20 protein-coding genes are annotated in these 19954 nt (G+C 65.7%); 10 read left to right on the forward strand and 10 right to left on the reverse strand.

Features of this window, described 5'->3' with window-relative positions; genetic code table 11:
* Positions 1 to 26: 26 nt before the first annotated feature.
* The 6 genes from GKO32_RS00505 (at position 27) to GKO32_RS00530 (ending at position 5501) form a co-directional block, all read left to right on the forward strand.
* A complete protein-coding gene (locus GKO32_RS00505) occupies positions 27 to 911 on the forward strand; it encodes a beta-keto acid cleavage family enzyme (protein ID WP_154754731.1) in 885 nt (294 codons plus the stop codon).
* 95 nt (positions 912 to 1006) lie between these two features.
* Positions 1007 to 1954 (forward strand): aldolase/citrate lyase family protein, encoded by a 948-nt coding sequence (locus tag GKO32_RS00510; protein WP_154754732.1) that lies wholly within the window; start codon positions 1007 to 1009, stop codon positions 1952 to 1954.
* 308 nt (positions 1955 to 2262) lie between these two features.
* Positions 2263 to 3663, forward strand: a complete 1401-nt coding sequence (locus GKO32_RS00515) for an MFS transporter (protein ID WP_154754733.1) — start codon at positions 2263 to 2265, stop codon at positions 3661 to 3663.
* Positions 3664 to 3761: 98 nt separating this feature from the next.
* Positions 3762 to 4619 (forward strand): mycofactocin-coupled SDR family oxidoreductase, encoded by an 858-nt coding sequence (locus tag GKO32_RS00520; RefSeq protein ID WP_154754734.1) that lies wholly within the window; start codon positions 3762 to 3764, stop codon positions 4617 to 4619.
* A gap of 14 nt (positions 4620 to 4633) precedes the next feature.
* Positions 4634 to 4993 carry an EthD family reductase gene (locus GKO32_RS00525; protein ID WP_154754735.1) on the forward strand — a complete coding sequence of 120 codons (360 nt, stop codon included), beginning with the start codon at positions 4634 to 4636 and terminating at the stop codon, positions 4991 to 4993.
* Between the two features lie 13 nt (positions 4994 to 5006).
* Positions 5007 to 5501, forward strand: coding sequence for a nuclear transport factor 2 family protein (locus tag GKO32_RS00530; RefSeq protein ID WP_154754736.1), 495 nt, complete (start codon positions 5007 to 5009; stop codon positions 5499 to 5501).
* Between the two features lie 12 nt (positions 5502 to 5513).
* On the opposite strand, the gene GKO32_RS00535 is transcribed toward GKO32_RS00530, so the two are convergent.
* The 5 genes from GKO32_RS00535 to GKO32_RS00555 are packed head-to-tail and all read right to left on the reverse strand — an operon-like array spanning position 5514 to position 10807.
* The gene (locus GKO32_RS00535; protein ID WP_312867373.1) at positions 5514 to 6437 is read right to left on the reverse strand and encodes a cyclase family protein; all 924 of its coding nucleotides are present in this window, start codon (positions 6435 to 6437) and stop codon (positions 5514 to 5516) included.
* Entirely contained in the window at positions 6434 to 7456 is a 1023-nt protein-coding gene (locus GKO32_RS00540; RefSeq protein WP_166459298.1) for an LLM class flavin-dependent oxidoreductase, read from the reverse strand. The genes GKO32_RS00535 and GKO32_RS00540 overlap by 4 nt, the downstream gene beginning before the upstream one ends.
* Complete coding sequence (locus GKO32_RS00545) at positions 7453 to 9540, reverse strand: acetate--CoA ligase family protein (protein WP_154754739.1); 2088 nt, start codon at positions 9538 to 9540, stop codon at positions 7453 to 7455. The genes GKO32_RS00540 and GKO32_RS00545 overlap by 4 nt, the downstream gene beginning before the upstream one ends.
* On the reverse strand, positions 9537 to 10379 hold the full coding sequence (locus GKO32_RS00550; RefSeq protein ID WP_166459299.1) for an enoyl-CoA hydratase/isomerase family protein: 843 nt from the start codon (positions 10377 to 10379) through the stop codon (positions 9537 to 9539). The genes GKO32_RS00545 and GKO32_RS00550 overlap by 4 nt, the downstream gene beginning before the upstream one ends.
* Complete coding sequence (locus tag GKO32_RS00555) at positions 10376 to 10807, reverse strand: SRPBCC family protein (protein ID WP_166459300.1); 432 nt, start codon at positions 10805 to 10807, stop codon at positions 10376 to 10378. Before GKO32_RS00555 ends, GKO32_RS00550 begins: the two co-directional genes overlap by 4 nt.
* 724 nt (positions 10808 to 11531) lie before the next feature.
* On the opposite strand from GKO32_RS00555, the gene GKO32_RS37835 reads away from it, so the two are divergent.
* Positions 11532 to 12698, forward strand: coding sequence for an LLM class flavin-dependent oxidoreductase (locus tag GKO32_RS37835; RefSeq protein WP_166459301.1), 1167 nt, complete (start codon positions 11532 to 11534; stop codon positions 12696 to 12698).
* A 78-nt stretch (positions 12699 to 12776) separates the two neighbouring features.
* Here GKO32_RS37835 and trxB read toward each other — a convergent pair whose 3' ends face one another.
* Together trxB and GKO32_RS00570 are read right to left on the reverse strand one after the other, a co-directional pair.
* Positions 12777 to 13742, reverse strand: coding sequence for a thioredoxin-disulfide reductase (gene trxB, locus GKO32_RS00565; protein ID WP_312867374.1), 966 nt, complete (start codon positions 13740 to 13742; stop codon positions 12777 to 12779).
* 47 nt (positions 13743 to 13789) lie between these two features.
* A complete protein-coding gene (locus GKO32_RS00570) occupies positions 13790 to 14980 on the reverse strand; it encodes a carboxymuconolactone decarboxylase family protein (RefSeq protein ID WP_154754744.1) in 1191 nt (396 codons plus the stop codon).
* Between the two features lie 378 nt (positions 14981 to 15358).
* Here GKO32_RS00570 and GKO32_RS38625 point away from each other — a divergent pair, with 378 nt between their 5' ends.
* Positions 15359 to 15613 carry a hypothetical protein gene (locus GKO32_RS38625; protein ID WP_246242969.1) on the forward strand — a complete coding sequence of 85 codons (255 nt, stop codon included), beginning with the start codon at positions 15359 to 15361 and terminating at the stop codon, positions 15611 to 15613.
* A 41-nt stretch (positions 15614 to 15654) separates the two neighbouring features.
* On the opposite strand, the gene GKO32_RS00580 is transcribed toward GKO32_RS38625, so the two are convergent.
* The 3 genes from GKO32_RS00580 to GKO32_RS00585 all read right to left on the reverse strand — a co-directional run bounded on the left by GKO32_RS00580 (position 15655) and on the right by GKO32_RS00585 (position 17368).
* The gene (locus GKO32_RS00580; RefSeq protein WP_312867375.1) at positions 15655 to 16173 is read right to left on the reverse strand and encodes an FCD domain-containing protein; all 519 of its coding nucleotides are present in this window, start codon (positions 16171 to 16173) and stop codon (positions 15655 to 15657) included.
* Entirely contained in the window at positions 16170 to 16391 is a 222-nt protein-coding gene (locus GKO32_RS38630) for a GntR family transcriptional regulator (protein WP_312867376.1), read from the reverse strand. The genes GKO32_RS00580 and GKO32_RS38630 overlap by 4 nt, the downstream gene beginning before the upstream one ends.
* 68 nt (positions 16392 to 16459) lie before the next feature.
* Positions 16460 to 17368: a LysR substrate-binding domain-containing protein gene (locus GKO32_RS00585; RefSeq protein WP_154754745.1), complete on the reverse strand. Its 909-nt coding sequence runs from the start codon at positions 17366 to 17368 to the stop codon at positions 16460 to 16462.
* Positions 17369 to 17531: 163 nt separating this feature from the next.
* On the opposite strand from GKO32_RS00585, the gene GKO32_RS00590 reads away from it, so the two are divergent.
* Together GKO32_RS00590 and GKO32_RS00595 are read left to right on the forward strand one after the other, a co-directional pair.
* On the forward strand, positions 17532 to 18656 hold the full coding sequence (locus GKO32_RS00590) for a tartrate dehydrogenase (protein WP_312867377.1): 1125 nt from the start codon (positions 17532 to 17534) through the stop codon (positions 18654 to 18656).
* 321 nt (positions 18657 to 18977) lie between these two features.
* Positions 18978 to 19952, forward strand: coding sequence for a phosphoglycerate dehydrogenase (locus GKO32_RS00595; RefSeq protein WP_154754746.1), 975 nt, complete (start codon positions 18978 to 18980; stop codon positions 19950 to 19952).
* Positions 19953 to 19954: the final 2 nt, after the last annotated feature.

Consider the following 19954-nt stretch of genomic DNA (forward strand, 5'->3'; position numbering starts at 1 on the left):
CCGTCAGTCGTGCGGAAGGACTTTTCATGGCTCCGAAGAAAAAGCTGATCCTCGAGATGCGTGTCAACGAGTACACGATGCGCGATGTGAGTCCACGCGTTCCGTACACCGTGGACGAAATCGGCAAGGTCGCCGACGAGTGCCGCGAGGCGGGGGCTACCGCCTTTCATTTCCATGGCCGGACGAAAAAAGGCGCGCCCGATCTCACCTTCGAAACCTACCACGCGATTGTCGAGAGGATCCGCAAGGGCTCCGACATCTTGGTGCACCCCACGCTGGGCGCGGAAACCCAGGTTACTGATCCGGCAACAAGACTGTCGAACATCATTCGCCTTTCGGAGAGTGGCCTCACGCCGGATTTCGTTCCGCTGGACATGGGCAGCAGTAACTGGGATCAGCTCAACGCGGACGGCACCGACTTCCTGACTCAAGAGAACACCTATGTCAACACCACCGCGACGCTCAAATTCTTCGCGGAGACGATCCGGAAGATCTCGGTCAAGCCTTACCTCCAGATCTGGAACGCACCGCAAATGCGGCTCGCGGAGATCTTTCACCGGCTGGGTATCCTCGACGGCCCGGTCTGGATGTCTCTCGGGCACAGTGCGGGAGCCACCTTCGCGAACCATCCCGGCACACTGGCCGGCCTGCGTGCCTACCTGAGCCTGATCCCGGAGGGACTGCCGAACGAATGGAGTGCGGCCGTCTACGGTGGCGACATTTTTGACATCGCCGCGGAGGTGATCTCGAACGGCGGTCACCTTGCTCTCGGAACAGGCGACTTCGCGTATCCGAAGCTCGGCACGCCCAGCAACGCCGAAATAGCTCGACGCATCGTCGAAATCGCCAAGGAGCTCGGCCGGGAAGTTGCTACGCCGGACGAGGCGAAAGAGATGCTCGGCATGTCCTGATTGCTGGGAACCAGGTCAAATCGAGAGCCTGATCGAGTGTGAAACCCGGTATTAATCCGACCAAAAGCAGGCGGACTCCGAACAGCGCGTAATCGTTGCTACGCAAGCCGGATAGCCGTGGCTGTGGTCGGATTGGTAACGAACGGCACAGCAGGAACGCAGGTGAGGAGCGCGCAGTGGCCCGCATCAACGGATTGATCGACAAATTGGCGCGGAAGGAGATCGCGTTCGGCACCTGGGTGCAGTCCGGCGACTTCGCCGCTGCCCGGGTCGCGGGCGATTCTTCGGCAGACTTCGCGTTTGTCGACATGGAGCACACCGGTTTTCATTTCCCGGACCTGGGACATACCTTGCAGTGGATGGTGAGCCGGCGCACGGCTGCCCAGCAGCCGGCGCCGGCCTCGCCGATCGTCCGGACTCCGCCGAACGCGAGCGAACGCAACCAATGGATGACCAAACAGGCGCTTGACTACGGCGCGATGGGTATTCTGCTTCCCCAAGTGATGAACGCGGACGATGTGGCAGCAGCCGTCGAGGCCGCGCGCTACCCGCTGGGGCCCGACGGTATTGGGCCGCAGGGTGTTCGAGGATCATTGCCGTTTCAGGCGATGCGGTACTGGGGGATGACCTCGGTGCCGGACTATTACGAGAAGGCGGATTTGTGGCCGCTGAACGAACACGGTGAGCTGCTACTACTGCTGCTCGTCGAGAACGTCGCCGCTTGGGAAAACATCGAGGAACTGGTCGCGGTGCCCGGTGTCGGTGGCGTCGTCTGGGGAGCAGGGGACGGCGCCGTCAGCATGGGTATCCGTACCTTCGACATCACCGACCCCAGGCTGACGCCATACCGGAGGAAGGTCATTTCCGCGTGTAAGGCCGCCGGGGTCGCGGTAGGGACGCCGGCGGCCGGTGTGGCCGTGGGCTCGCCGGCTCCGGATATCTATGAAGCGATTGACGAAGGCTTCGACTTCATCGCCCTGGGCAGGTGGGATTCGGACTTGGCCGCAAAGGCTCGCGACTACGCGGCAAGTAAGGCCGGGTAGTCGCTTGGTCACCCCACGAACGGCGCCGGCTCGCCTCGAAACGACGCCTTCCCATCGAGCGAGGAAACAGTTTATACAACTGAAAACCATCACAGAACTCAGACGTTGACGATCCGGCTTTCGTAGCTGTTTGATGCGCGCGAAGTCCATGAAATTGGTTCACGACGCTGTTGAGTCGACACCGTTGTCGAAAAAGGAGCGTGTTCGATCATGGCCTTGATGGATTGGGCGAGCCTCGTTGAGGTAACCCCCGCGGCTGTTGCCGCGACGGGCTTGCGGAACGTGGCTGACGGAGGTGTGAAGAGCTGATGACCACACCTGACGTTTCCCTCTCCGCGGAAGAAGTCAAGCGGCTTTCGCGCAAGGCGATATGGCGGGTAATGCCACTCGTCGGATTTCTTGCACTCGTCGCCTATCTCGACCGAATCTCGATTGCGTTCGCCGGCCCCTTGGGGATGAACAAAGAACTAGGCCTCACCGCGACCACGTTCGGCTTCGCGGTGAGCATCCTCACCATTGGGTACGTGATATTCGAAGTCCCCACCTCCGGGCTGCTGGCGAAGTTCGGGACCCGGCTCTGGGTTATCCGGATCATGCTCACCTGGGGTGTGATCCAGGTCTTGATCGGTTTCGCGCCGAACAAGGAGATGCTCTACCTCGGCCGGTTCCTGCTCGGCGTCGCTGAGGCCGGTATCAACCCCGCGCTCTACTTCTTCATTTCCGTCTGGTTCATCCGGTCCTACCGGCCGTTGGCGTACACACTCTACGGTGTGGCCATTGGGCTCTCCGGTGTCTTTGGTCCACTGATCGCGAACAGCCTCGTCTCGCTCGGCGGCCACCTCAACTTCGACGGCGGCCACGGCTGGCGTTTCCTGCTGGTCATGCTCGGGGTGGTGGCCCTGCTCGCGGTCATCCCCACCGCGCTCTGGCTCCGCGACCACCCGCGCGACGCGAAGTGGTGGACCGACACAGAACGGCGGAAGTATCAAGCGATGCTCGATGCCGACGCGGTCAGCGCCAACGTGCCGCACTTGTCGATCTGGCAGGTGCTACGGCAATGGCGGCCGTGGGTGATGGGCTTCGGCTACTTCGCCTTCTTCTACGCCTACTACACGATTTCCGTCTGGGCGCCGACGATCGTGCTCGGGTTCAAGAAGCAGTTCGGCACCACCTTCACCTCACTGCAATCGGCGTTGATCACCGGCATCCCGACGTTGATCGCACTCATCGGCGCCCTCATCCTGGGCATCATCGCGGGGAAGAGGGGCCGCAGCGGCTGGCTTCTCGTGGGGGCTTCGGTAGCCGGAGCCGTGGGCTGCCTGACCACGACTGTCGCGAGGGGACCGTGGGTTCTGATCATCGCGCTCGGCGCGGTCGCATTGGCGGGTAACGCCATCGGCCTGTACATGCCGATCGCCAACCGCGTGTTCGCGGGAACCGGGCTGGTGGCCGCGCTCGCGCTGATTAACTCGATGGGCGCTGCCGCGGGATTCTTCAGCCCACTCGTCACTGGCTACCTCTCGGACGTGACAGGCAATCAGAATGCCGGTTTCTACGTAATGACGGGTCTTTTGCTCATCGCCGCGGTCATCTCCGTCGTCGCTGAGCGGCATGCCAACCGGATCGAGCGGGACAGCGGAGTCAGTCTCGTCAGCTCTGGGCACGGCACGACGACGGCCAGTAAGGACGGCTCCGTCCCGGCGCCTTGATGCGGCGACACAGTGGTGGTCACATCGGTGGTCACAGTGCAATCGATCCAAGCATCGCTCGAGCCGTCACACGGTTCGAAACCGAAAGGAGCGCACGAATGGGTTTGCTGGATGGTGCGGTTGTCCTCATCACAGGTGGTGCCCGTGGCCAGGGGCGGGAGCACGCGGTCACGTCCGCTCGGGAGGGAGCCGATGTCATCATCCTCGACATCGGTGAACCGATCGACAGTGTGCCCTATCCACTGGCAAGCCCGGAGGACCTGAAGGAGACCGCCCGGGCTGTAGAGGCCCATGGCCGGCGAGCGCTGGCGATACAGGCGGACGTTCGATCGCAGGAGGAGATGAACGCCGCGGTTGCCCGTGGAATCACGGAGTTCGGGCACATCGACTCGGTCATCGCCAACGCCGGTGTCTGGTCGACAGGGCCGTTCTGGGAGCTGGATGAGCAGACGTGGGCCGACATGATGGATATCAATCTGACCGGTGTCTGGAAAACGGCGAAGGCAGTCGGTCGCCACATGATCGACCGGCAGGCCGGTTCGATCGTGGTGATCGCGTCGGTCAACGGGCTCGAGGCCGGCGCGCACCACGCCCACTACACCGCTGCCAAGCACGGGCTGATCGGGCTGATGAAGACGATGGCCGTGGAGCTGGCTCCCCATGGGGTGCGCTGCAACGCGATCTGCCCTGGCGTGATCGACACCGATATGATTCGCAACCAGTACCAATTCGACCGGGTGGCCGGCCACCCCGGCGGTACCGCCGAGGAGTGGTACGAGGGCGGCTATCGCTACGGAGTGCTCAAGGGACGAAGCTTCTTGCCGCCCTCGTCGATCGCCGACACGGCCCTGTACCTCAACTCAGGGCTGGCCGCACACGTTACCGGCGTAGCGATACCGGTCGAAGCCGGGCATCTGCTTCTCCCCGGCTACAACCACAACCCAGTGCGGAACTGATCTCTCCAGCGTGGATGGATGAGTCAATGTCGAATGATGAATGTTATCTCCTGTTCGCGATCTACCGCTGGCCGGGAACCAGTGTCGAAGAATTTCGCAACCATCTGAGGGAAACGCACGGTCCGCTCGCCAAGCGATTTCCAGGACTTGCCTGGTACGAATCCTTCTTGACCGACAATGCGCAAGAAGGATGGCCGGTCACGTCAGCGCCGGCGCCCGATGCGTTCGCGATCATGAAATTCGACTCCGAGGCCGCGAAACAGGAGGCGGCGAAATCGCCGGCCTGGGCCGAGGCGGACGCGGACCTGCCGGGATTCATCGGCCATTTCAATGTCTTCGCGGTCGACAGGATCACTTGGGTCCCGGGTAAGTGAGGATGTGGTGATCATGGTCTCGGACGCACCGGTGGGTGACGTCGAGCGGCTGGCTGCGATTGAGGCCATCAAGCAGCTCAAGGCGCGCTACTTCCGCAGCCTCGATGGCCAGGACTGGGAGGGGTTTCGCGGCGTCTTCACCGAAGACGCGAGGATCGGCCCCAATGAAAGTGGCCGACCGGGCCGGCGAATCGTGGGCCCGCAGGGCCGCGACGAGTTCCTTGCGCTGGTCAAGACGAGGATGGCGCAGGTGACCAGTGTGCATCACGGGCACATGCCGGAGATCGACGTTCTTTCTCCGACCGAAGCGCGTGGTATCTGGGCGATGGAAGATCTCCTCGTCTTTCCGGACAGCTCGCCAATGGCCCGGTTGCACGGGTTCGGCCACTACCACGAGAGGTACGTCCGGAGCCGGGAGGGCTGGAAGATCGCGTCCACTCGATTGACTCGAATCCGGGTGGAGCTCGACTGGCGGGACGTCGCTGGTTCAGGCGAAATCGCCCGGTAGCCCGCTGACCGTTCACAGAATGGCTACCGCATTTCCCGGCGAGCCGACACCTCCGGGAAGATTCAACGGCACCGAAACGAAGAGGAACTCCCAACGGCCGAGCTCGGCACAGGTTTCCGCCAGGCGGTCAAAGGTGAACAGCTCTCCCATCGGCATCCCGAGCAGCGGAAGCAGGCGCCGATGCAGTGACCCGTCCCGCGTTCTGCCAGGGCTGGCCTCCACCGCTGGATTGTCCGCGGTGACCGCACAAACTCCCCAGTCCCACAACAACTCGGCGACCGCGCTCGATCCGGCCAGCCCGGGCCACGACCTTTCGTTCGCGAGGCGTGCTCGGGTTTCCAGGTCGCTGTCCTGGTACCGCTTCATCCAGCCCGTTCGCACGCACAGCACGTCGCCCCGTGCCACCTGGACACCGGCGTGCTCGGCGGCCAGGGCCAGTGCTTCGGCGTCGATGATCCACTCGTCCGGATCGTGCGGCGCATGGAACTGGGCGGCGACATCGAGCAGGATGCCTCGGCCGATGATCCCGGTTGCCGCCCAATGGTTGATCCCGAGCCGGTCGTTTGCCGCGAAGTCGCCCGTATATCCGGTGAAGAAGCCGAACTCGCGTGCGCGGACGTGCCGGAAACCGTCCCATTGGGTCGATGCCTGCGGGAAGAAGCTGTCGAGCCGGTCGTCCACGGTGTTCCGGGTCGGAGCGAACATCCGGTGCTCGATTTCTTTCCTGCCGAACAGCGGGGGAGCGGGCTCGTTCACCGGCAGTGAGATGGTGACTACGGTGTTCTCGGTGACCGTGGCCAGGCCGCGGCCCCGTGCCTCAGGGGTGAGGCGGCGCAGGCAACCAAGGTTGTCGTCCGGCGGGAAGACGTCCCAAGCGTGCCGGTAGTCGCCCGCGGCGTCGATCAGGGGCAGTTCCCGGTAGCTGGGCGTGGTCACTGCCGCACCCCTGCCAGCTCGGTGAGCATCCGTACACAATCCGTGGCCGGAACCTGTTTCGGCAGGCGAAGCACTGGCCGGTCGACACCCGCGTCGCGGAAGGCGCCGGCTTGGCGTAGGACCTCGGCGGGCTCACCGAGCAGCGTGCAGTCGGCGAGCATTTCATCGGTGACCGCACGGCGCGCGCGCTCCCGCTCACCTGTTGTCCACAATCGGCAAATCCGGTCGACTTCGTCGGCATAGCCGTAGCGCTCGAACAGCCTGCGGTAGGCCGTGCCGTTCGCGGCGACATACCAGGCGAGGTTGGCCCGCAGATGAGCGGCGAGTGCGGGCTCGGTGCCGACCGCGCCGTAGAGGTAACCAGCGACCGTCGGCATCGGGCGGTTCGCCGCCGTCGCCGCCTTCCGGATAACCCCGACCTGCTGGCCGGATTCGCGTCGGGACGGCCAGATGGGCAACCAGCCATCCGCGACCGTGCCCGTTACCTCGAGGGTCTTTTCGGTCAGCCCGGCCACATACAGTCTGAGCCGCGCCCGGTCCGTGGGTACCCCCAGCGCCAGCCCGCCGAAGCGGAACTCGGCGCCGCCCACGGGTAGCGAGCCCGTCGTGAACACACGATCGAGCGCGCCGATTGTCTCCTTCATTCTGGTGACCGGTCGCTCGAAGGGAATCCCGTGGTAATCCTCGACGAGGCCACGCCCGCTCGTGCCGAGCCCGAGGTTGAAGGTGCGGGTTCCCATGAGCTCGAGCAGGCTCGCGGCGGCCTGGGCCAGCGCCGTCGGGGTACGGCTGAATACGTTCACGATCCCTGTGCCCAGCCCGATCCTGGTGGTCCGCAACGCTAGTTCCGTCAGCAGCGAGAACGCGTCGCGGCCCACCCCTTCGGTAACCCACACCGTGCCCACCCCGAGCTGGTCGGCGGCACCGGCGATGAGAGCGATGTCTTCACGCGGTCGTTCCCGGCCTCCGATCGCGATGTCGAGGTCGGCGATCGACGTGACCAGCGGATCGCGGCTCACAGGAGCACCGCGTCGACGATATGTGCCTGGCCGTCTTCCCCGATGATCACGGGGTTCAGCTCGACCGTCTCGAATCGCGCCAGCGACCCCTCGGTCGCGTGCCGGCCGACCAGCTCGCAGACCCGGCAAAGGGACTCCGCACCCCCGGCCGGCAAGGCTTCGACGATCTGGTGCAGCCCTGATCGGTCCAGCAGCGAATCCCAGGACGTGGCGTGCATCGGCAGCGGAATGCTCGCGCTCGTCCGCAATGCCTCGACCAGGGTTCCGCCGAGCGCGAGTGTCAGGAACGGCACACCCTTGACCCACCGGACCGAAACCATGACCTCGAATCCGCCGACCATCTCCTCCACGAGGAAACCTTCGAAACGCTCGTCGAGCCCGTGTTCGGTGGCGCTGCGCCGGATCGCCTCGCAAGCCGTCCGCACACCCGCCGCATCCACCGCCCCGAGCCCGACCAGCCCGAGGCGGGCCTTGTGAAGGGCGCCCCGCACGACGCCCTTTACGGCGTACGGGCCGTTGCCGGGCAGGCCGTCGAGGTCATCCACGTGCCGCAGCCGGCTCCCTGGGGGAACAGACAGACCACACGACGCGAGCAGATCCTTCGCCGCGGGCTCACTGATCCACTCCGTATGGTCGGCTCGGTGGTCGTACTCGGCGAGCGGCGCTGGATCGGCGCGTGCGTACTGGGTTCGCCGCTGGAGGATCGCGAGCGCGTCAGCGCTGCGGCGCAGGCTGCGCACCAGACCCACCCTGGGATTGTCCCGGACGAGCCGGCCCATCCAGTCCGTCACCTCTTGGTCGGCGACGCCGGTGATGATCACATGCTGCCCCGTGCGCTCGGTCGAACGGGCCAGGACACTCAGCATCGACCGGTGCATCGCCCGGAAATCCGCGTCGTCCGGATACGTGACACCCAAGACGTAGAGACCGCCGGTGACCTTCTCGTCGCCGAGCAAGGACTCATAGAGCCTGAGCCGGGACTCTTCGTCCAAGCCACCCGAGGCGGTGAGGTCCATCGGATTGCCGATGTACCCCGATGCCGAGACGAATTCGGCCAGCAGAGACCGCGATACGTCACTGAGGTCCGGCAGCTTCAGGCCGGCGTCTCCGGCGAGGTCGGCGGACAGTGTCGCGGCGCCGCCCGACGCCGTGATCACGATCGGACCGCGCCCGGCCGCCGAATCGGCCGCGAGCCCGCGGTCGTGCAGGTGGCAGACCGTCACCATGGTTTCGATGTCCGGCACCAGAGCGACCCCGGTGTCGGCGCACAGAGCCTCCAGCAGACTGCGATCCGTCGCGATCGAGGCGGTGTGGGACAGCGCGATGTCGCGTGCGAGCGCGTGCCGACCCGCGGCGAGCAGCACGACGAGGACACCGCGGGTGGCGGCGCGCTCCGCGATCTCCCGGAACCGGGCCAGGTCGTCGATGCCTTCGGCATAGCAGGCGACGGTCGTGGTCGCCGGGTCGTCGACCATCCACTCCAGCCAGTCCAGCAGGCCGGTCACCACGCCGTTGCCCACGGAGACAACGACGTTCACCCCAACGCTCTCGGTGACGAACCCGTCCAGCATTCCGGAGATCAACGCCCCGCTGTGGCTGACGATCGAGACGTGCCCCGGCCGGACTCCGGCCGGGATGGGCTCGCAGATCAGCACGGTGCTGTCCGCGAAGGCCGCGATCCCGATCCCGTTAGGGCCGACCAGCTCGACTTGGTGCTGTTCACACACCCGCCGCAGCTGGTCCGTTCGGGCGACGCCGACATCGTCCGCCCGCTCGTCGTAGCCGTCCGCAATGAGCACGACCCGACGGCAACCACGCGAGGCGAGCTGCTCCACCGCTTCGATCGCCCGGTCCGGCGAGACGCCGATGACTGCGAGGTCGGGGTCGACGGGCAGGCTCTCGATATCGCGGTAGACCTTGTGATCGAGCAACGTCCCGCCGGCCCGGTGCACGGGCAGGATCTCGCCGGCAAAGCCGTACGCGACGAGATTCCGCACGGCCATGGCCGCGTACGGGCTGCGCTCCGACGCGCCGATGACGGCGACGGAACGCGTGTCGCGCAGGTAGTCGGTCGATGGTTTCATGACACCGTCCTCGTGCTGTCAACGGGTTCACTCGTCGATCGCCACGCCGCGATGGTCGCGGCCAGCCCGTCCCGCTCCCGCTGGACGCGTACCTCGGCGGCGGCCTGGGTCGTGTGCGCGAGCGCGTCCCATGCGGCCCCAGCCCGCACGGCCTCTTCGAAGCCGAGCCGGCCGTGCACCTGGTTGAGCGCATCCTTCTTCAGCGTGAGCAGATCGCGGGAGATCCGGGCGATGTTCACCGCCATTTCGCTGGTGAACGAGTGGAGCTGGGCGGCGGGCACGGCGTGGTTGGCGAACCCGCACGCCGCGGCCTTCCGGCCGGTCATCTTGGAGCCGACCTGGTAGCTCATTTCCTTGGCCTGGTGTATCCCGACATGCCATACCCAGGTGGGGCTGATCAGACCGCCGCCGAGCGGGAGGGCGGGCCAGCCCACGGTCGCTTCCTCCTCGCAGATGACGATGTCGCAGCAGTTCGCGAGGATCGTGGCGAGGCCGAGGCAATATCCGCTGATCTTTGCGATCACCGGCACCGGAAGTCGCCAGACATCAAGGCACAGCTCGATCGAGTCGTCGAGGATGTGTCGGCGGTCGTCCTCGGGCGACCTCTTTCCGTAGTCCGAATCCCGCCCGACATCGGCTCCGACGCAGAACGCGCGTCCCGCTCCGGAGAGCACCACCACACGCACGTCCTTGTCATCCCGGGCGACGCGCACCGCGTTCCGCAGGCCGGCGCGCAGCCCGGCGTCGAGGGCGTTGAGCTTTTCCGGCCGGTTCATCGTGACTTCGAGAACGTGGGCGGACGGTCGGCTCAACAGCACAACGGAGTCGCTGCCGCTCACGCCTGTCCTCGTCCGCCGAACCATGCGGCCAGCGCGTCGAGGCCCACTTGAAAAGTGTGCTTGCCCATTGCGTCGTCCACCATCGCGAGTACCTCGTCGTCAGCGTCGAACGTCGCGCGCCAGGTCACCGTGCAGTTCGCGTCGCCGTCGGCGGTCACCGACAGCCTCGCGCGGTGATGCGAGATAGGCAGTGGTGGGGCGGGCATCGTATACACGACACACATGGCCTCGTCGTCCACCTCGACGAGGCGCTCCACGAACTCGGTGCCGCCGAACATCACGACGCGTTCGAGTCCTGCGTTCGTCTGCCGTAGCTTGATGTCCTCGACGCCGGGGAACCAGCGGTCGACCGCCCCGAACTCGCCGATCAGGGACCAGACTTCCCGCGCTGCGACGGGAAGACCGAGCGAACGCGTTACCGAGGCCATGACACGACCCACCCGGTGTGCGTGCCGCCGCGGTACAGGGCCGGACTCCAGCCTGTTTCGCTTGCCGTCATATCGGATCGACTCCTCCGCACTCGGGGAGACCAACGCTATGGCCCAGCGGGACACCCGCGCCATCGGCTGCGCGCCCCGATCCCTGGTGCAGCGTGCGATTCTGTGCCGACGTCAGGAGGGGTACCGGACGCCGAAGCGCGCCGCACCTCACAGATCCTGTTCGGGTCCGGAAGCCCACGCCGGGCGGACGTCGCCGAATCCTCGATGGGGTCGGCGAGGATCCCGGCCCATGACCGGCGGAACACTTCGCGGCGCAGCGCCGAAGGGCGTCGGCAAGGCAGTAGCCCGAGTTCGCATCCAGCCGGATCGCGGGGTCCGGGTCGAAGGCCGCCCGGATGTCCTGCACCAGGGCGATGTCCTCGCGTACGTCAGTGCCTGCGCGAGCCCGGTCGCCTCCTCCGTTCCCCGGCTGCGCCCACGCCATGCCCTGCGGTCGCGCGCCGGGCCGCCGTCGCGCACACACCCAGGAAACCGCGCGCCGAACCAATGGTTCGAGCGCTTGAGCCGCCCTAGCATCGCTATGCGGTCAGGATCAGGCGTCCTGAACGGGCCGCACCTTCCTCGACGCGATCCGCCGCGCGAACGGGTTCGCCACGACGCAGGGTGCATACGCACCGGACTCAAACCCCTCTACCCTCAGGAGCGTGAACTGATGACCCAAGCGCCTCAATCAGCCGTGCCCGCGGCCGGCGATGTGGTCGACCCCGTGGTGTCTCCGAAGGACACTCCCATTCTCAACGACATCAACAAGTTCAAACTCGTGTTGCTGTCGCTGAACACCGCGCGCGGCACCACCCTCACCCACGGCGAGGGGACACTGCAGATCACCTGGGACGAGACCGTTCGCATCGCCAAGGCAGCGGAAAAGGCCGGCCTCGACGCGATCCTGTCCATCGCGCACTGGAAGAATTGGGCACAATCCCGTCCGCAGTACGACCGGATGTGGGACGCGATTACGTTCGCCGCCGGGCTAGCGGCCGTAACCGAACGGATCCAGTTCTTCTCCACTGTGCACATCCCGCTGTTTCATCCGGTGATGGTCGCCAAGATGGCCGCCACCGTGGACCACATCGCGTCGGGCAGGCTGGCGCTGAACGTGGTCGCCGGGTGGAACCAGAGCGAGTTCGGGATGTTCGGCCTGCCCGAGATCGAGCACGACAAGCGGTACGAGTACGCCGCGGAGTGGATGGACTTCCTGCTGAAGATCTTCGAGTCTGACGAGCCGTTCGACTTCCACGGCCACTTCCTGCACGGCGAAAATGTCGTATCGCAGCCGAAACCGCTGCAACGGCCGCGTCCCGTGATCATGAGCGCGGGTTCCAGCGGGGCCGGTATGGCGTTCGCGTCGAAGTACGCGGACGTCAACTTCGGAATCTACCCCAGCCTCGAGGAGTTTCCCGCCATACTGGCGAAGGCCAAGGCGACCGCGACCGAGGCGGGCAACCCGGGTTTGAAGTTCTGCGGGCACGGATACATCGTGTGCGGCGATACCGAGGCCGACGCGAAGAAGCAGTTCAAGTATCTTGTCGAGGACAAACTCGACCGTCTCTCGACCGAGACCTTGACCGAGATGTCCATGGGCAAGATGCACAGCGTCGACGTGGTCGCCCGCGAGCACATGTATCAGCAGACCGCCGGAGGCAATTGGGGATTCCCGCTAGTGGGTACCGCGGAGCAGGTGTTCGAGGGAATCAAGGTCATGGCGGAGGGCGGGATGGCGGGGATGGCGGTCTCGTTCCCCGACTATGACGAAGGTGTCGCGCGCTACGACGAGACAATCAGGCCGTTGCTGATCGAAGCGGGTCTGCGAAAGTTCTGAGTTTGTCCTGATTCCGGTGCGACAGGGCCTCTGCTCACGAGCAGAGGCCCTGTCTACTTTTCCTTGAGCAGTTGGCCGTCAATTGTCGCCGAGTGCGGCCAGATAGCGCTCCGCGTCGAGCGCCGCGGCGCAACCGGTGCCCGCGGCGGTGATCGCCTGACGGTAACGGTGGTCGACCACGTCCCCGCACGCGAAGACACCGGGCAGATTCGTCATCGTGGTCGGGTGGTCCACCAAGACGTAGCCGTTTTCGTTGAGCCGAACCTGGCCGGCTACCAACGTGGACCGAGGGACATGCCCGATGGCCACGAAGAGCCCGGCGACCGGCAGTTCCCTGCTGGTCCGGGTCAGTGTGTCGGTGAGTGTCACCGCTGAGAGCCTGTCGTCGCCATTGACGGCGGTTACCTGCGCGTTCCAGATGATCTCCAGCTTGGGATCGGCGAACGCACGCGCTTGCATGATCTTCGATGCGCGCAGCTCCTTCCGCCGGTGTACGAGGAAGACCTTGGTCGCGAACCGGGTGAGAAACGTGGCTTCCTCGATCGCCGTGTCCCCGCCACCGACCACCGCGACAGGCTGGTCGCGGAAGAAGAATCCGTCGCATGTCGCGCACCACGAAACCCCGCGCCCGGAAAGCCGTGCCTCTCCCGGAAGTCCGAGCTGCTGATGAGCGGAACCTGTTGCCAGGATGACTGAGCGGGCCGTGTGCTCGGTACCCGCGCCGTCGATGACCTTCTTGACCGGGCCGGTGAGGTCCACGGACACGATGTCCGCCGGAGCCAGATCCGCGCCGAAACGTTCGGCCTGGGCCCGCATTTCGGCCATGAGGGCCGGGCCGTCTATGCCGTCGCGGAACCCGGGATAATTCTCCACCTCGGTCGTGGTCATCAGCGCGCCGCCAGCGGTGACCGACCCTTCGAACACCAGGGGCCGCAGTTGCGCGCGTGCCGTATAGACCGCGGCGGTATACCCTGCCGGCCCCGAGCCGATGATGATCACATCACGAATGTCGCTTGTCGTGCTGGCAGCGTCCTGTGCTGTCACTTCTGCCCGGACTCCTCGCGGATTGTCAACGTAGTCGTTGGTGGTACTCAGCCCGCTTGGGTGCCTGCTCGCTGATTGGCGTTGCCGAAACCGAACTGGCCGTCACCATCGAAGTGGAATATGGCGACCCCGGCCTCGTCTGTTGGCAACGCTGCTCGACCCTGACGCTGGGCCGCGTCTTCGACGCCATCCAGTCCTTGTGCCACATGAATCTTTTGGGTACTCCACTTAGTGATATCCAGGCACAGCTCAGCGAGTTGTGCCGAGCTGAAATGGGAGTGCGCTTGCTCGACGACGATGTCATCCATCGTGTCGGGCCGGATGATAAACGCGTCCGTGATCCGCAGCGCTACCTTGTACTGCTCAGGGAGATCGCTTTTCTCATAGAAGTCGATCTTAGCTGTCATCGCGTCATCGGCGCCGGCTTCCTTCGCATCAGCCATGCGCAGAGTTTGACAGATACGGCACCGGTGTGTCCGGGCGCAACGCAGCCGGACCAGTTCCGTCGTGATCGGATCCAGTGCCTCGCCGCGCATCACCGCCGACTGGTATTCGTCGAGCAATTCTTGTAATGAGCCAGTCCGGGGGGAAGTATTCGTAGTGTCTTGACCCGGGGGCGCCTCGCCGGTGGTGGACGCAAAAAGGGCGCGGGAGACCAGCTGCAACCGCTGGGTGAACTCAACGACGTAGACTGCTGTGACGAAATCATTTACTAAATCCTGCCCAAAATGTCCGGCCAGGGTGTCGCGCATCTCGGTTGAGGTTTGGCTGACGTCCATGACGAACTGCTCAGCGAAGGCCAGGCAGTCGCGTTCAACGTTCGAGAACTCCGCCGAGGTTGAGTACGATGCCAGATCGCGAACTTTGTGCTCAGGCAGACCGATGCGGCGTGTGTGAGCGACATGAGTGTGGTCACCGCCGCCATCCTGGGCGCCGATCAGCCACGCCATGCGCAACCGGATCAACTCGAGCAGCGCAGGATCGATCGTGTTCCAGGCAACTTCGTTCACCCCGTCGAGCTCGCGGGCCGCGTCTGGCCGCAGCTTGTACATTGCTTCCGGCAGCCGCCAAACCGGTTCGACTTCGCCAGTGGTGTCACCGACAGCGTTGATGTAGGTCATCTGGCAAACTCCCGTGTGTCCAGTGGCGATTGGTGATTGCTCGAACGGGTCGATGAGGCTGGTTGGCAAGTACAGCGCGCTGCTGGAATTCCAGGCGGCGTCGTCCTTGACCGACAAGCGAGACGCGGTCCTTCAGCCTCCACGGCATTGGTCGTCGACGCCCACGGTATCGCGTCGGTATCAGTCAGGCCATTGACTGCGTGCGCGGCTTTTTGGTGCTGCGCGCACGGTCGTAGATGTGTCGTGCGTACCAGAGTGGAGCCTGTCTCTACCACCCACTCGCCAGCCGGCCGGCACCCCACACCGCGAACGCCCTTGGTGCCGATGGCCTCGATTGCGTAGGCATGGGCTCCTTTGGTGGCGGCGGGGCTCAGTCGTTGGTGGAACGTCCCTGGTGCCGTCGCGGTGGCTGCGTACGGACTCATCTGGGCACGGCCCAGCAGCTCGGCGTAACGGCGACCGATGATGCTGAGGGCAGCTTTGCTCGGAAACTGCTTGAACAAGGTGGCCCGCGAAACGCCCGAGCGCTCCGCGATCCGCGATCCGCGACGTCCGGTCGTAGCCCAACTCGAGAAACAGTGCGGTCGCGGCCGTCACGATCAGCGCGCGCTTCTCCTGGGCGATGCGCTGGTGATACGTCTAGCCGGCGTCAAGCAGGTATTCGACCCGCCTGCGATCATGAGTGCCGGTAAGTCGATCGCATCGGCCATCCCGGGCGCGGACGCGAATCCCGTCCGCGTCGCCAGTTGAGATCGTGGCTTCATGCCAGTCAAGCCGGCCGTCGAAGGGCATCACGGTGTCCCCAGGTCCTTGGCGGATCGCGGTGCGTGGAGGAGATCGTTCAGCCCGCCGCGGGCATCCTCGATGAGGATGGCTTCGGCGGCAGCTGAATCACGCGCGCGGAGAGCGCGGACCAGTGCCCGATGGCTGGAGTAGCGGTTCAGCCCGAAGGTGGTGTCCTGTGCGATCCGTTCGAGTTGGCGGGTCCGGCGTTCGGCCTTGGAGAACACCCGAGCCTGGTCCAGTAGCCGGGACAGCACGGGGTTTCCCGCGCACGCCTCCAGTGTGTCGTTGAACCGCTGCATCGTGTCCAGCAGCTGATTGAGGTGCCCCTGCGGAATATGCCCGTCCCGCGTCCGCTGGACGACAAGGATCAGGAGATCGTCAGCCTCGTCCAGGATCGCGTCGAGGCAGTCGAGCTGGTCCGGGGTCGCGTGTCGAGCCGCGAACCGGGCGACTATCCCGCGCAGGCCGACTTCTACTCCGACGAGGTCCTGCAGTGCCGTGTCGCTGATCTTCGAGACCGTCACCGTGCGCGGCCCCTTGCGGACCTGAGACCGTCCTGCTCCAGCCGTCTGATCGCCTCGCGGACCGGGGTCGGGCCGACCGAGAGCTGCGCGGCCAGGCCACATTCGGTGACCTTTTCGCCGGCGCGGATCGCCCCGGTCACGATCGCGTTGCGGATGGCCTTGTACGTGCGATCGGCAAGCGTGTCGCTCCGCAGTTTCGAGAGAGGGTCGATGGTCACCTCGGCACCGTACCGGCTGCCATAGCAGCACCCCGGAAAGTAACCCTTTCGCGAGGAGAAAGGTGCGGCTACTGGGAGCGGGCAATACGGTCCGGTAATCGTGCGGCCAGATGCTTGATCAACTCGCTGATCCGCCGAGGGATGTGGACATCGTCGGACAGGAGTGCGTAGATGTCGGCGGGCGGTGTCGGCACGTCAGGCAGCACGCGCACCAGGGCGCCGCTCTCGAGGTGGGGCCGGACCTGCCATTCCGAGCGCATGATCACGCCACGGCCCTGCAGCGCCCAGTCGGTCACGACGTCCCCGTCGTTGCTCGACAGGCGGCCGCGCACACGCACCTGACGAGGGTTACGGGCGTCTCCGAAGCGCCACAGTGCGAATTCCCCCTCGTTCTCGCGGAGCACGATGCAGTCGTGGCCGGTCAGGTCCTCGATCCGCTCGGGCATCCCTCGCAGTTCCACATAGGACGGCGCGGCGCACGGGACCCGGCGGTTCTTCGCCAGCCGCCGCATCCGCAGCGATGAGTCCGGCGGCGTTCCGACGTGGACGGCCATGTCGAACTCGCGCCGGTGCGGGCGCAGGGGGAGGGGTGTGGTGCGGAGCTGAATGCTCAGCTGTGGATGCAGAGCGGTGAACTCGCCGAGGAGCGGCGCGACGTGTGCGCGTCCGAGGCCGAGAGTCGCCTGAACCACGATGGATCCCCGCAGGTCGCCGGATCGGTGGGTGATCAGGTCTTCGAGTTCGCGGACCTGGTCGAGGATCGACTCCACGCGCGCGGCGTACAACTCTCCCTCAGAGGTCAGCGCGAGCCGGCGCGTGCCGCGGCGCACCAAGCGTGCGTCGAGCCGGCGTTCCAGGGCGCTGAGGCGCTTGCTGACGACCGGCAGCGAGCATTCCAGCTCACGGGCGGCCGCCGTGAGCGTCTCGCTGGCGGCGACCACTTGGAAGAAGCGGAGGTCGTCGATCGAGGTGGTCATCGCGTCACACCGGGGCAAGCGTCAAGTTCGTTGCTTTCCATGAGCGAAAGGATATGTTGCCCCGGGCCCTCTTGTTGCGGCGTTCGCTGTCGATCAAGGTGGAGGCGCGCGCTTACCCGCCAGACCGGGCGCGTGCCTACCCGAAGAGGCAGAGGAGTGTCCGGTGTCCCACCGTTACCGCATCGCGGCCATCCCGGGCGATGGCATCGGTCGTGAAGTCGTCCCGGAAGGGCTCAGATGCCTGCAGGCCGCCGCTGAGACCCACGGTTTTGCGCTCGAGACAGCCGAATTCGGATTCGCCTGTGCCGACTACTGGGCGAGATACGGCGAAATGCTGCCTCCGGATTGGCGTGATGTGCTCGCCGGCTTCGACGCGATCTTCTTCGGCGCGGTCGGGTGGCCCGAGGTGGTTCCTGACCACGTGTCGCTGTGGGGCAGCCTGCTGCAGTTCCGCCGCGGGTTCGACCAGTACGTCAGCCTGCGGCCGGTCCGGCTGCTTCGCGGAGTCCGCAGCCCGCTGCGCGACCACGGGCCTGGTGACATCGACTTCCTCGTCGTCCGCGAGAACACCGAGGGCGAGTACTCCAGCATCGGCGGCCGGATCTTCGACGGCAGCGACCGTGAGACGGTGCTGCAGGAGACCGTGATGACCCGGACCGGAGTGGACCGCGTGCTGCGATACGCGTTCGACCTCGCCGCCGCCCGCCCGCGCAAGCACCTGACGTGGGCGACGAAGAGCAACGGTATCTCCGTCTCGATGCCCTACTGGGACGAGCGCGCGGTCGCGATGGCACAGCAGTACCCAGAGGTGGCCGTGGACAAGGACCACATCGACATTCTCACGGCCAAATTCGTCCTGCGGCCCGAGCAGTACGACGTCGTCGTCGCGAGCAACCTGTTCGGCGACATCCTTTCCGACCTCGGCCCGGCATGCACCGGAACCATCGGGATCGCCCCGAGTGCCAACATCAACCCGGACCGCACGTGGCCAAGCCTGTTCGAGCCGGTGCACGGGTCGGCCCCCGACATCGCCGGGCGCGGGATCGCCAACCCGGTGGGGCAGATCTGGAGTGGCGCGATGATGCTCGACCACCTCGGGGAGCCGGCCGCGGCCGCGCATGTCGTGGCGGCGATCGAAAGCGTCCTCGACGGGCAGCCGGAAGTGCTCACTCCCGACCTCGGCGGCAGCGGCACGACCGAAGGCCTGGGCAAGGCGATTGCGGCCGAGATCGCCGCCGGAGATTCATGGCAGCCCGGTACCCACCCGGAAGCGACCACGGCGCCATGACTTCACCGGTCTCCGACCCGATCGGCCTGGAGGTCCGGTGGGACCGGCTCGCGGCGGCGACCGACCATCGAGTGCGCGGTCACCGTCGACGACGATCAGATCGAGCGCAGTCGTCGCGCCGTGTGTGGCTACCGCGGGAGCGTCCGCATTCTGGTCAACGGGGTCGTGGTGCTGTGGAACCTCGTCCCGTCCGACCGGGTGGCCGGGACCTGGACCGGTCTGTACACCGTCGGGTGGGCGAGTGGCGGTCGCCCGCGTCAGTGCATTGCAGCGCAAGTCCTCCGCGAGCCGCGCGCGGTGACAACCACCAGAGGGAAAGACATGCATCGAGTCCTGATCACCACCGACTACCTCCGCCCTGGCGACGAAGTCGATCAGTTGCTGAGACGTTCCGGGCTGTCGACCGAGCACCTGCCCATGGTGGGCCGGCGCGACCCCGATCAACTCGCCGAAGCCCTTGCCGGGATCGACGCTGCTTTGGTGGCCAATGAACCCTTGACGGCCGATGTCCTCGCCCGCGCACCGAAGCTGCGGGTCATCGTGCGGACGGGCGTGGGCTACGACTCGATCGACGTCGCCGCCGCGACCCGCCTGGGGATCAGCGTGAGCAACCTGCCCGGCATCAACGCCAACGCGGTGGCCGAGTACACGATCGGTTTGATGCTCGCGGGGGCCCGGCGTCTTGTGCAATCCGCGCAAGGTGTTTCGCGAGGGGCCTGGCCTCGTGAAGACGGGCATGAGCTACGCGGGTCGACACTCGGGCTCGTCGGTTATGGGGCCTCGGCACGGGCGGTGGTGCCGTTGGCTCGAGCCTTCGGCCTGACCGTGGTCTGTACCACTGGCGTGCCGGGACGGCTGCGGAGCGACCCCGCGGTCCGCTTCGTGGATCTGCCCGAGCTGCTCGCCATTTCCGACTACGTCTCGGTGCACACGTCGCTCACCGAACGGACCCGCGGTCTCTTCGACGAGTCGGCGTTCAAACAGATGAAGCCGACGGCGCTGCTGGTCAACACCGCTCGCGGACCCATCGTCGAGGAGGACGCGCTGGTCTCGGCCGTGCGGGCGGGAGAGATCGCGGGCGCCGCACTCGACGTCGTCAGTGACGAGCCGCTACCACTCAGCAGCCCGCTGCGCGGCGTGGACGGCATCGTCGTCTATTCCCATCTGGCCGGGCAGACCGCCGAGGCGCGCGCCGCCGCCGGTCGCCAAGGAGCCGAGGAACTGCTGGCGGCCCTCGCCGGCCGGCCGCGGCACGCGGTGAATGCCAATCGGGTCACCGCTCACGAAGAGAAATGAGG

Origin of the sequence: Amycolatopsis pithecellobii, assembly GCF_009707865.1 — a bacterium.
Classification (GTDB): Bacteria; Actinomycetota; Actinomycetes; order Mycobacteriales; family Pseudonocardiaceae; genus Amycolatopsis_E; species Amycolatopsis_E pithecellobii.

Coding starts and splice junctions, on each gene's coding strand:
- GKO32_RS37835 (WP_166459301.1), top strand. CDS start 11,532: ATGACCCAAGCGCCTCAATCAGCCGTGCCCGCGGCCGGCGATGTGGTC.
- GKO32_RS00585 (WP_154754745.1), bottom strand. CDS start 17,368: ATGACCACCTCGATCGACGACCTCCGCTTCTTCCAAGTGGTCGCCGCC.
- GKO32_RS00555 (WP_166459300.1), bottom strand. CDS start 10,807: ATGGCCTCGGTAACGCGTTCGCTCGGTCTTCCCGTCGCAGCGCGGGAA.
- GKO32_RS00515 (WP_154754733.1), top strand. CDS start 2,263: ATGACCACACCTGACGTTTCCCTCTCCGCGGAAGAAGTCAAGCGGCTT.
- GKO32_RS00545 (WP_154754739.1), bottom strand. CDS start 9,540: ATGAAACCATCGACCGACTACCTGCGCGACACGCGTTCCGTCGCCGTC.
- GKO32_RS00520 (WP_154754734.1), top strand. CDS start 3,762: ATGGGTTTGCTGGATGGTGCGGTTGTCCTCATCACAGGTGGTGCCCGT.
- GKO32_RS00530 (WP_154754736.1), top strand. CDS start 5,007: ATGGTCTCGGACGCACCGGTGGGTGACGTCGAGCGGCTGGCTGCGATT.
- GKO32_RS00595 (WP_154754746.1), top strand. CDS start 18,978: ATGCATCGAGTCCTGATCACCACCGACTACCTCCGCCCTGGCGACGAA.
- GKO32_RS00505 (WP_154754731.1), top strand. CDS start 27: ATGGCTCCGAAGAAAAAGCTGATCCTCGAGATGCGTGTCAACGAGTAC.
- GKO32_RS00525 (WP_154754735.1), top strand. CDS start 4,634: ATGGATGAGTCAATGTCGAATGATGAATGTTATCTCCTGTTCGCGATC.